8 protein-coding genes are annotated in these 12,521 nt (G+C 43.5%); all 8 read right to left on the minus strand.

All coding sequences use genetic code 11. The annotated features are described in order from the left end of the window. Nucleotides 1–58: 58 nt before the first annotated feature. The 8 genes from rpoC to secE all read right to left on the minus strand — a co-directional run bounded on the left by rpoC (nt 59) and on the right by secE (nt 12,250). The gene (gene rpoC, locus JEP71_RS16755) at nt 59–4,285 is read right to left on the minus strand and encodes a DNA-directed RNA polymerase subunit beta' (RefSeq protein ID WP_109374342.1); all 4,227 of its coding nucleotides are present in this window, start codon (nt 4,283–4,285) and stop codon (nt 59–61) included. Between the two features lie 122 nt (nt 4,286–4,407). Beyond that, nucleotides 4,408–8,436, minus strand: coding sequence for a DNA-directed RNA polymerase subunit beta (gene rpoB / locus JEP71_RS16760; RefSeq protein ID WP_109374341.1), 4,029 nt, complete (start codon nt 8,434–8,436; stop codon nt 4,408–4,410). Nucleotides 8,437–8,785: 349 nt separating this feature from the next. After that, nucleotides 8,786–9,151 carry a 50S ribosomal protein L7/L12 gene (gene rplL, locus JEP71_RS16765; protein WP_023583093.1) on the minus strand — a complete coding sequence of 122 codons (366 nt, stop codon included), beginning with the start codon at nt 9,149–9,151 and terminating at the stop codon, nt 8,786–8,788. A 63-nt stretch (nt 9,152–9,214) separates the two neighbouring features. Further along, nucleotides 9,215–9,712: a 50S ribosomal protein L10 gene (rplJ, locus tag JEP71_RS16770; protein WP_006534706.1), complete on the minus strand. Its 498-nt coding sequence runs from the start codon at nt 9,710–9,712 to the stop codon at nt 9,215–9,217. Nucleotides 9,713–10,038: 326 nt separating this feature from the next. Then, on the minus strand, nt 10,039–10,740 hold the full coding sequence (gene rplA / locus JEP71_RS16775) for a 50S ribosomal protein L1 (protein WP_198626632.1): 702 nt from the start codon (nt 10,738–10,740) through the stop codon (nt 10,039–10,041). A gap of 4 nt (nt 10,741–10,744) precedes the next feature. After that, nucleotides 10,745–11,173 (minus strand): 50S ribosomal protein L11, encoded by a 429-nt coding sequence (rplK, locus tag JEP71_RS16780; protein ID WP_006534703.1) that lies wholly within the window; start codon nt 11,171–11,173, stop codon nt 10,745–10,747. A 146-nt stretch (nt 11,174–11,319) separates the two neighbouring features. After that, on the minus strand, nt 11,320–11,865 hold the full coding sequence (nusG, locus tag JEP71_RS16785) for a transcription termination/antitermination protein NusG (protein ID WP_004246900.1): 546 nt from the start codon (nt 11,863–11,865) through the stop codon (nt 11,320–11,322). A 7-nt stretch (nt 11,866–11,872) separates the two neighbouring features. Then, nucleotides 11,873–12,250, minus strand: a complete 378-nt coding sequence (gene secE, locus JEP71_RS16790) for a preprotein translocase subunit SecE (protein WP_023583091.1) — start codon at nt 12,248–12,250, stop codon at nt 11,873–11,875. Nucleotides 12,251–12,521: the final 271 nt, after the last annotated feature.

Below are 12,521 nucleotides of genomic sequence, written 5' to 3' on the forward strand. Positions count from 1 at the left end.
ACAGAAACAAAAAATGCCCTCACAATGGAGGGCATTTCAATCTAATCTAAATTAGATTTTAGTCTTTTAATCCACCAAAACCAGCATTCAGTAATTCTGCTAAGTTAGCAGATGCTTCATCAGCACTGATTGTTGTTTCAGTTTCATCTGTCGGCAGTTGTGATTGACGACGCTTCATACGATCTTGGTGATACGCATATCCAGTACCAGCTGGGATCAAGCGACCAACAATAACGTTTTCTTTCAAGCCACGTAATTCATCACGTTTACCCGCTACCGCAGCTTCCGTCAGAACACGAGTTGTTTCTTGGAACGATGCAGCAGAGATGAAGGATTCAGTTGCCAGAGATGCTTTCGTGATACCTAACAGGTCACGAGCATACGTTGCTGGTACTTTACCATCATCTTCCAGAACACGGTTTGAAACTTTAACGCGAGCGTATTCAACCTGTTCGCCTTCGAGGAACTCAGAGCTTCCTGCGTTCTCAATGGTAACTTTACGTAGCATCTGACGTACGATAACTTCGATGTGTTTATCGTTAATCTTAACGCCTTGTAAACGGTAAACTTCCTGTACTTCGTTAGTGATATAGCGAGTAACCGCATGAACACCACGTAAGCGCAGAATGTCGTGTGGTGATTCTGGACCATCGGAAATAACATCACCGCGTTCCACAACCTCACCCTCGAATACGTTAAGTTGACGCCATTTAGGGATCATCTCTTCGTATGCATCGCTACCGTCTAATGGAGAAATAACTAGACGACGTTTACCTTTAGTCTCTTTACCGAACGAAACAATACCGCTGATTTCAGCAAGGATTGCAGGCTCTTTCGGACGACGAGCTTCAAACAAGTCAGCAACGCGTGGCAGACCACCGGTGATATCTTTAGTACCGCCAGATTCTTGTGGAATACGCGCTAAAGTGTCACCTGCGTTAATTGTAATGCCATCGTCTAACTGAACAATCGCTTTACCTGGCAGGAAGTACTGTGCTGGCATATCAGTATTCGGGATTAATACGTCATTACCTTGTGCATCAGTGATGCGTAATGCTGGACGTAAATCTTTACCGCTACCTGTACGCTCTGCTGAATCCAGAACAACCAGTGAAGAAAGACCTGTTAATTCATCTGTTTGACGTGTGATAGTTTGCCCATCAACCATGTCTGCAAAACGGATGATACCAGATACTTCACTCACAACTGGCATTGTATGTGGATCCCAGTTAGCAACAGTTTCGCCACCGTTAACCGCTTCGCCATCACCCTTCGCTAATTGAGCGCCGTAAGGTACTTTATAGCTCTCTTTCGTACGACCGAATTCGTCAATTAAACGTAATTCTGTGTTACGAGAAGTGATAACTAATTTACCAGCAGTATTAGTAATGAACTTCGCATTAAACAGCTTCAGAGTACCTTTGTTACGTACTTGAATGCTAGATTCTGCTGCCGCACGAGATGCCGCACCACCGATGTGGAACGTACGCATCGTTAACTGTGTACCTGGTTCACCGATTGACTGTGCCGCGATAACACCGATAGCTTCACCTTTGTTAATGATATGACCACGAGCAAGGTCACGACCATAACAATTAGCACACACACCGAAGTCTGTGTTACAGGTTACAACTGAACGTACTTTCACGCTGTCAACTGAGTTTTCTTCTAACAAGTCACACAGTTTTTCGTTTAACAGGGTGTTACGTGGAACAAGAATATCGGCAGTACCTGGTTTCAGAATATCTTCTGCAGCCACACGACCTAATACACGTTCACGCAGTGGTTCTTTAACATCACCACCTTCGATAACCGGAGTCATCATAACACCTTCGGTTGTACCACAGTCGTCTTCTGTTACGACTAAGTCTTGTGCAACGTCAACTAAACGACGAGTCAAGTAACCGGAGTTTGCTGTTTTCAGTGCCGTATCCGCAAGACCTTTACGAGCACCGTGAGTTGAGATGAAGTACTGGAGTACGTTCAGACCTTCACGGAAGTTTGCTGTAATAGGTGTTTCGATGATTGAGCCATCTGGCTTAGCCATCAGACCACGCATACCTGCTAACTGACGAATCTGAGCTGCAGAACCACGAGCACCGGAGTCAGCCATCATAAAGATGCTGTTGAAAGATACTTGTTGTTCTTCTTCACCATTACGGTTAATAACGGTTTCAGTAGACAGGTTTTCCATCATCGCTTTTGCTACGCGCTCATTCGCCGCAGCCCAAATATCGATAACTTTGTTGTAACGTTCGCCCGCTGTTACCAGACCGGATTGGAACTGTTCCTGAATTTCTGCAACTTCTGCTTCTGCTTCTGCAATGATCTCTGCTTTTTTCGCAGGGATAACCATATCATCGATACCTACTGAAGCACCTGAACGTGCTGCGTAAGCAAAACCGGTATACATGATTTGGTCAGCAAAAATAACTGTTGGCTTCAAGCCCAATACGCGATAACAGGTATTCAGCATTTTAGAAATTGCTTTCTTACCTAATGGTTGGTTAACCAGCGCGTAAGGTAGGCCTTTTGGTACGATCATCCATAAAATAGCTCGGCCGACAGTTGTGTCTTTTAAGCTAGTTTCAGTGGTGATGTTACCTTCGCCATCTTTGATCTCTTCAGTGATACGTACTTTAACGCGTGCGTGTAAAGAGGCTAAACCTGCGCGATAAACGCGTTCAGCTTCTTTAGGACCACTTAACACCATGCCTTCACCTTTGGCATTGATGCAGTCACGAGTCATGTAGTACAGACCTAATACAACGTCCTGTGAAGGAACGATGATTGGGTCACCACTTGCTGGAGACAGAATGTTGTTTGTTGACATCATCAGCGCACGAGCTTCTAACTGTGCTTCTAATGTCAATGGTACGTGAACCGCCATTTGGTCACCATCGAAGTCGGCGTTATATGCCGCACAAACGAGTGGGTGTAACTGAATAGCTTTACCTTCAATAAGGATTGGTTCAAATGCCTGAATACCTAAACGGTGAAGTGTTGGTGCACGGTTCAGCATCACTGGGTGTTCGCGGATAACTTCATCTAAGATATCCCAAACAACCGCTTCTTCACGCTCAACCATTTTTTTAGCGGCTTTGATTGTTGTCGCTAAACCACGGGTTTCCAGTTTTCCGTAAATAAATGGTTTGAATAACTCAAGAGCCATTTTCTTCGGTAGACCACACTGATGCAGACGCAGGTATGGACCAACGGTGATTACAGAACGACCAGAATAGTCAACACGTTTACCTAACAGGTTTTGACGGAAACGACCTTGTTTACCTTTGATCATATCAGCCAAAGATTTCAGAGGACGTTTGTTAGAACCCGTAATCGCACGACCACGACGACCGTTATCTAATAACGCATCCACAGACTCTTGTAACATACGTTTTTCGTTACGTACGATAATGTCTGGTGCTGCTAAATCAAGCAGGCGTTTTAAACGGTTGTTACGGTTGATCACACGACGATATAAATCGTTCAGGTCTGAAGTCGCAAAACGACCGCCATCAAGTGGAACCAATGGACGTAAGTCTGGTGGTAACACAGGCAGTACAGTTAAGATCATCCACTCAGGTTTATTGCCTGATTGCATGAATGCTTCAAGTAACTTGATACGTTTAGTCAGTTTCTTACGTTTAGTTTCAGAGTTAGTTTCATTTAACTCTTCACGCAGCGTTTCACACTCTTGTTCCAGATCCATGCTCTGTAACAAGTTCTGAACAGCTTCTGCACCCATCTTCGCATCGAATTCGTCACCGAATTCTTCTAATGCATCAAGATATTGCTCTTCTGTTAAGATTTGTCCACGCTCAAGGCTAGTCATCCCGCCTTCAACAACAACATAAGATTCGAAATACAGTACACGTTCAATATCGCGCAGTGGCATATCCAGCAGCAGACCGATACGGGACGGCAGTGATTTCAAGAACCAAATGTGAGCAACTGGAGAAGCTAATTCGATGTGACCCATACGTTCACGACGAACTTTAGTTTGTGTAACTTCAACGCCACACTTCTCACAGATAACACCACGGTGTTTTAAACGTTTGTATTTACCACACAAACATTCGTAATCTTTTACTGGTCCGAAAATACGGGCACAGAAAAGACCGTCACGCTCTGGTTTGAACGTACGGTAGTTAATTGTTTCTGGCTTTTTAACTTCACCAAATGACCATGAACGGATCATATCAGGTGATGCCAGAGCAATTTTGATCGCATCAAACTCTTCGGTCTTGGTTTGCGCTTTCAGAAACTTTAATAAGTCTTTCACGAAATGGCTCCTGTCGGAGTTAGACCTGCCAGGCAAATGACCCCTGTCATTCACCCCTTTAAACCAGTGTAGTCACTGTTTGACAGACTGCCATTTCTAGCAGTCTGTCTATATGGAATCCGTTATTCGTCTTCCAATTCGATGTTGATACCCAGTGAACGGATCTCTTTCAACAATACGTTGAACGACTCTGGCATACCTGGTTCCATCTGATGGTTACCATCAACGATGTTTTTGTACATTTTGGTACGACCGTTAACGTCATCCGACTTAACAGTAAGCATTTCTTGAAGAGTATAAGCTGCACCGTATGCTTCCAGTGCCCACACTTCCATCTCCCCGAAACGCTGTCCACCAAACTGTGCTTTACCACCAAGAGGTTGCTGAGTAACCAAGCTGTACGAACCAGTAGAACGGGCGTGCATCTTGTCATCAACTAAGTGGTTCAGTTTCAGCATGTACATGTAACCAACAGTTACTGGACGCTCAAATTGTTCACCTGTACGACCATCGAAAAGTGTAATCTGACCAGAAGTTGGAAGATCAGCTAATTTCAGCATCTCTTTAATTTCCATTTCTTCTGCACCATCGAACACTGGTGTTGCGGTTGGCATACCTTTTTTCAGGTTTTCAGCCAGACGTAACACTTCTTCATCGCTGAAGGTGTCCAGATCAACTTTCTGACGAGGTGCCATACCCAGATCGTAAGCTTTCTGGATAAATTCACGTAATTTAGCAACTTCTTGTTGCTGTTTCAGCATCGCGTTGATCTTATCACCGATACCTTTAGCAGCCATACCCAAGTGAGTTTCAAGGATCTGACCGATGTTCATACGTGATGGTACACCCAGTGGGTTCAATACGAGGTCTACTGGATTGCCGTTTTCATCGTATGGCATGTCTTCAATTGGGTTAATCTTAGAGATAACACCCTTGTTACCATGACGACCCGCCATCTTATCACCAGGTTGGATCTGACGTTTAACAGCCAGGTAAACCTTAACGATTTTCAGCACGCCTGGTGCTAAATCATCACCTTGAGTGATTTTACGACGTTTAGCTTCCAGTTTCTTCGCGAACTCAGCTTTCAGTTCATCATACTGTTCTGCTAATTGTTCTAACTGGTTTTGCTTCTCTTCATCCGCAATACCCAGCTCTAACCAACGTTCACGAGGTAATTTATCTAATTTCTCAGCTTCAATACCGCCAGCAATCAGAACACCACGGATACGAGCGAATAGACCAGCTTCAAAGATACGCAGTTCTTCAGTTAAGTCTTTTTTAACTTCACGTAACTGTGATTCTTCGATTTCTAATGCACGTTTATCTTTTTCTACGCCATCACGGGTGAAGACTTGTACGTCGATAACTGTACCAGACACACCATTAGGAACACGCAGAGAAGAATCTTTAACATCAGACGCTTTTTCACCGAAGATAGCACGCAGCAGTTTCTCTTCTGGAGTCAGTTGAGTTTCACCTTTAGGTGTTACTTTACCAACCAGAATGTCACCACCTTTCACTTCAGCACCGATATAAACGATACCTGATTCATCCAGTTTAGATAACGCTGCTTCACCGACGTTCGGGATATCAGCTGTGATCTCTTCAGGCCCTAACTTAGTATCACGAGAGACACAAGCAAGTTCTTGAATATGGATAGTAGTGAAACGATCTTCTTGAACAACACGTTCAGATACAAGGATGGAGTCCTCGTAGTTATAACCATTCCATGGCATAAATGCCACGCGCATGTTTTGACCTAATGCTAACTCACCAAGGTCTGTTGAAGGACCATCGGCTAACACGTCACCACGATCAACAGGTTCACCTAAAGATACGCAAGGAGTTTGGTTAATACATGTGTTCTGGTTAGAACGAGTGTATTTAGTCAAGCTGTAGATATCGATGCCCGCTTCACCAGCGTAAGTCTCTTCTTCGTTAACTTTGATAACGATACGAGAAGCATCAACATACTGAACAACACCACCACGTTTAGCAACCGCAGTAACACCGGAGTCAACCGCTACCGCACGTTCCATACCTGTACCTACCAGTGGTTTATCACCACGAAGTGTAGGAACAGCCTGACGTTGCATGTTCGCACCCATCAATGCACGGTTGGCGTCATCGTGTTCAAGGAATGGGATCAGTGAAGCACCGACAGAAACAACCTGTTGGGTTGAAACGTCCATGTACTGAACTTGGTCACGACTAAATAAGCTTGACTCACCTTTATGACGGCAAGTAACTAATTCTTCAACGAAGTGATTGTCATCGTCTAATACGGAGTTAGCCTGAGCAATGATGAAGTTACCTTCTTCGATTGCAGACAGATAGTGAATTTCATCTGTTACGGCATTGTTTTCAACAACACGGTAAGGCGTTTCTAGGAAACCGTACTCATTAGTCTGTGCATAAACAGATAATGAGTTGATAAGACCGATGTTTGGACCTTCAGGTGTTTCGATTGGGCACACACGACCGTAGTGGGTTGGGTGTACGTCTCGAACTTCGAAGCCTGCACGTTCACGGGTCAAACCACCTGGGCCTAATGCAGAAATACGACGTTTGTGCGTAATTTCTGATAGCGGGTTATTCTGATCCATAAACTGTGATAACTGGCTAGAACCAAAGAATTCTTTGACAGCAGCAGAAATCGGTTTTGCGTTGATCATATCTTGTGGCATTAATGCATCAAGATCGCCTAAAGATAGACGCTCTTTAACTGCACGTTCAACACGCACCAGACCAACACGGAATTGGTTTTCAGCCATTTCGCCAACAGAACGAATACGACGGTTACCTAAGTGGTCAATATCATCCACTTCACCTTTACCATTACGGATATCAATCAGTTTTCTCATTACTTCAATGATATCTTCTTGGCTTAGGATGCCAGAACCTTCAACTTCGTCACGGCCTAAAGAACGGTTGAACTTCATACGACCAACAGCAGACAGATCATAACGATCTTCAGAGAAGAATAAGTTCTCAAATAAATTTTCTGCTGCTTCGCGTGTAGGTGGTTCACCAGGACGCATCATGCGATAGATTTCAACTAATGCGCTTAAACGATCGTTTGTAGGATCGACGCGAACAGTTTCTGAAATATAAGCACCATGATCTAAGTCATTGGTAAACAGTGTTTCAATCGTTTTATGACCAGCTTGACTTAAGCGAGCTAACACATCTAAAGAGATTTCCATGTTAGCAGCACAAATCAGTTCACCTGTCGCTTCATCAATATAGTCACGAGCAACCACTTTACCTGCAATGTATTCAACAGGTACTTCAATGCGGTCAACTTGCTCTTTTTCTAATTGACGAATATGGCGAGCGGTAATACGACGGCCTTTTTCGACATACACTTTGCCGTTTGCTTCAATATCAAATGAAGCAGTTTCACCACGCAGACGTTCAGGCACTAATGTCATCATCAGCTTGTTGTTGCTGATTTCAAACAATGTTTTTTCGAAGAATAATCCTAAGATTTCTTCAGTGCTGTAATTCATTGCGCGTAAAATGATAGTCGCAGGTAATTTACGGCGACGGTCAATACGGACAAAAAGGTTATCTTTAGGGTCGAATTCGAAGTCTAACCATGAGCCACGATAAGGGATAATACGTGCGTTATACAGTACCTTACCTGAAGAGTGTGTTTTACCTTTGTCACTATCAAAGAACACACCAGGGCTACGGTGTAACTGGGAAACGATAACACGCTCAGTACCATTGATAACAAAGGTACCATTATCGGTCATTAATGGGATCTCACCCATATAGACTTCTTGTTCTTTGATGTCTTTAACGGTGCCTTCTGGGGCTTCACGTTCATAAATGACCAGACGCAGTTTTACACGCAGAGGTGCAGAATAAGTTACACCGCGGATCTGACATTCTTTAACATCAAAAACAGGCTCGCCTAAGCGGTAGCTGACATATTGTAATTCAGCATTACCACTGTAGCTTTGGATAGGAAATACGGAGCGGAAAGCTGCTTCCAGACCGTTTTGACCATCAGGATCTTGCTCGATGAACTTCTGGAACGAGTCAAGTTGGATAGAAAGGAGATAGGGAACATCCAGAACTTGTGGACGTTTACCAAAATCCTTACGAATACGTTTTTTCTCGGTATAGGAGTAAACCATAGGGTTCCTCAGCTCGCTGAAAAGTGACCCACTCTGCCTGTCCTTAACTTTAAGGATGGCTCGACATTCTGCAAACACTGTTTTTTTGTAGGTAGGAAAACAACTATTTTCCGAATATTTATTGCTATTACTCTTAAATCATTTCATTGTGCCAAGATCACTACCGAGCTTTAGAGAACGTGGATCGTAGTGACTAACACAGTATATTAAGTCGTCAATAGCAAAAAATATTGAAGTAATGAGACACCAAAAAAGTGTGAAAAAGTGACTCTTACCTTACAGCGCAAAAAGGCTGGTGACCAAAAAATCACCAGCCATCAGCCGTTAGGCTGCACTCTGGGAAGTTAAATTATTTAACTTCAACCTCAGCGCCTGCTTCTTCCAGAGCTTTCTTCAGAGCTTCAGCATCATCTTTGCTTACGCCTTCTTTAAGAGCTGCTGGTGCAGATTCTACTAAGTCTTTAGCTTCTTTCAGGCCAAGACCGGTAGCGCCACGTACTGCTTTGATTACTGCTACTTTGTTACCGCCGATAGCTTTCAGGATAACGTCAAATTCAGTTTTCTCTTCAGCAGCTTCTGCTGGACCCGCAGCAACAGCAACAGCTGCAGCAGCAGATACACCGAATTTTTCTTCCATCATAGAGATCAGTTCAACAACGTCCATTACAGACATTTCAGCAACTGCGTTTAAGATATCGTCTTTAGAAATAGACATAACAAGTGTTCCTAAAATTCAGAAAAAGTTTATACGTAAATAAAGCAACGAAGAAATTGGCTATTAAGCAGCTTCTTTCTGATCGCGCAGAGCAGCCAGAGTGCGAACCAATTTGCCTGCAGAGGCTTCTTTCATGGTTGCCATCAGGCGTGCGATTGCTTCATCGTAAGTTGGGAGTGTAGCCAGACGATCGATGTTCGAACCTGGGATAAACTCACCTTCAAAGGCAGCCGCTTTAATCTCGAATGCTGGGTTCGCTTTCGCGAAATCTTTGAACAGACGAGCAGCAGCGCCCGGATGTTCAGCAGAAAATGCAATCAAGGTTGGACCAACAAATGCATCTTTCAGTACTTCATAAGAAGTACCTTCAACAGCACGACGCAGAAGTGTGTTACGTACTACACGTACAGTAACGCCAGCTTCACGACATGCTTTACGCAGTTCGGTCATTTTAGCTACAGTAACGCCACGGGAATCCGCAACAACTGCAGAAAGCGCACCTTTGGCAACTTCGCTGACTTCAGCAACAATCGCTTGTTTGTCTTGAAGATTTAGTGCCATTAGCTTCTTGCTCCTGGATTAACCGAGTAAAAACTCGGGACTCACATCACTTATTACCACAATGGTATAAGCGCTAAAACACGGTGAGTAGAATCCAGAATATATAATTCTTTATTGGCTCTCTCACCGTCTACGCAGGAAAATTAAGTAATTACTTACACCTGCGGTCTTGGACGGGGTCTGGATAGGCCAGACTCCAACCGAAATTCAGAGAATTTAGTTATGTCGACTTGAATAAAATACAACATAGCTAAACTCAAGGCGTCAAATTCTATACAAATTTGACGCCAAGGTAAAGTCTTTTATGACTTTAGTCTAATCTAAGATTAAACTGTCGCGCTTAAGCTAGCTTGATCAATCGCAACACCTGCACCCATAGTGGTAGACAGGCTTACTTTCTTGATATAAACGCCTTTCGCTGCTGATGGTTTTGCTTTTTTCAGAGCAATCAACAGAGCTTCTAAGTTTTCTTTCAACTGAGCTTCGTTGAAATCAACTTTACCGATAGTGGTATGGATAATACCATTTTTGTCGTTACGGTAACGAACCTGACCAGCTTTAGCATTTTTAACTGCTTCAGCAACGTTAGGAGTTACAGTACCCACTTTCGGGTTTGGCATTAAGCCACGTGGGCCAAGAATTTGACCTAATTGACCTACAACGCGCATTGCATCTGGAGATGCGATAACAACGTCAAAGTCCATTTCGCCAGCTTTAACTTTAGCAGCTAAGTCGTCCATACCGACTAATTCAGCGCCTGCTTCTTTAGCAGCTTCTGCATTTGCACCTTGTGCGAATACAGCAACGCGAACTGAACGGCCAGTACCGTGTGGAAGTACAGTTGCACCACGAACGTTTTGATCTGATTTACGTGCATCGATGCCAAGGTTAACAGCAACGTCAACGCTTTCAACGAATTTAGCAGTAGCCAGTTCTTTCAGTAAAGCAACAGCTTCAGCAATTTCGTACTGTTTAGTTACTTCAACTTTCTCACGGATATTGCGCATGCGCTTGGTTAGTTTAGCCATCAGATTAATCCTCCACTACCAGGCCCATGGAACGAGCAGTACCAGCAATTGAACGCATCATAGCTTCAACGTCAGCACCAGTCAGGTCCGCAGCTTTAGTTTCTGCGATTTCACGAACTTGAGCAGAAGTAATTTTACCTACTTTCTCTTTGTTCGGTTTGCCAGAACCTGATTTCACGCCCGCCGCTTTCTTCAGCAGAACTGCTGCTGGAGGAGTTTTGGTAACGAAAGTGAAAGAACGGTCAGCATAAACTGTAATAACAACAGGAATTGGTAAACCTTTTTCTACGCTTTCAGTTTTAGCGTTGAATGCTTTACAGAATTCCATGATGTTAACACCTTGTTGACCCAGAGCTGGACCAACTGGTGGACTTGGATTAGCCATACCTGCAGAAACTTGCAGTTTGATATAGGCTTGGACTTTCTTAGCCATTAATTAATTCCTCAATTTGGGTATATCGCCCGGCTAGGGCTCCCCGATTTTACTTTGTTCTGTCTTATGACAAAACAACTCAAAACGAAAGGTGGAAAATTGTAGATAACTTTTCCACCTTTTGCAAGAAAGCAGCGTAAAAAGGTTTAACCTTTTTCAACCTGACTAAAGTCTAATTCAACTGGTGTTGCACGACCAAAGATTGATACAGAGACTTTTAAGCGGCTTTTTTCGTAATCAACTTCTTCAACAACACCATTAAAGTCAGCGAATGGACCATCGCTAACACGAACCATTTCACCTGGTTCAAACAGTGTTTTAGGACGCGGTTTATCACCAACTTGTTGTAAGCGATTCATAATCGCATCAACTTCTTTATCGCTAATTGGTGCAGGTCTGTCTGACGTTCCGCCAATGAATCCCATAACACGAGGTACATTACGTACTAAGTGCCAAGTTGCATCGTTCATGACCATTTGGACAAGAACATACCCTGGGAAAAATTTACGCTCACTTTTGCGACGTTGACCGCTACGGATCTCAACCACTTCTTCGGTTGGAACCATAACTTCGCCGAATGAGTCTTCCATTTCGTTTAATTTGATATGTTCACGCAGAGACTGTGCAACACGGCCTTCAAAGCCTGAAAATGCCTGAATGACATACCAGCGTTTTTTGGGAGAATCAGTCATGAACACCTCACAGGCCAGTAATAAATGAAACAAAACGAACCAGAATGCCATCCAGTCCCCAAAGAACTAATGACACAATAGCCGTCACCGCAGCAACAATCAGAGTTGTCTGCAATGTTTCTTGACGTGTTGGCCATACTACTTTACGCATTTCAATACGCGCTTCACGAGCAAATGCTAACGTTGCTTTACCTTGTGTTGTCCACAACGCGATCCCACCTGCTGCTACGAACAAAGCAACAACAGCTAAAGCTCGCAACGCTAGGTTAAATTCACGGTAAAGATAGTTGCCACCCACTGCTACTGCCAGCAATAAAACGGTAATGATCCACTTAGCGATATCACCACCGCGTTTGCTATCTTGAGCTCCGCTATTCGCACTCATAAATTAACCTGTCACTATGATGTAAATAAATAGCCAGCTTGCCTCGCAAGAGCAAAACAAATCAGACTAACCATAAAATCAACTATGATTGCATCTGACACAGTGTCATATCTCTATGACATTCGTATCTGCAAGATACTGGACTCGATTCGTTGTATCAGAGCCTATCTCACCAATAATTTACAACAAACTAGTGATGAGATAGGTTCTTTTTCAAACAACGCATAAAAAGGGCATCAATTGATGCCCTTTTTTAGGAAATTACGCGAGT

This window comes from Proteus sp. PR00224 (assembly GCF_016238105.1).
In the GTDB taxonomy this organism is placed as follows: Bacteria; Pseudomonadota; Gammaproteobacteria; order Enterobacterales; family Enterobacteriaceae; genus Proteus.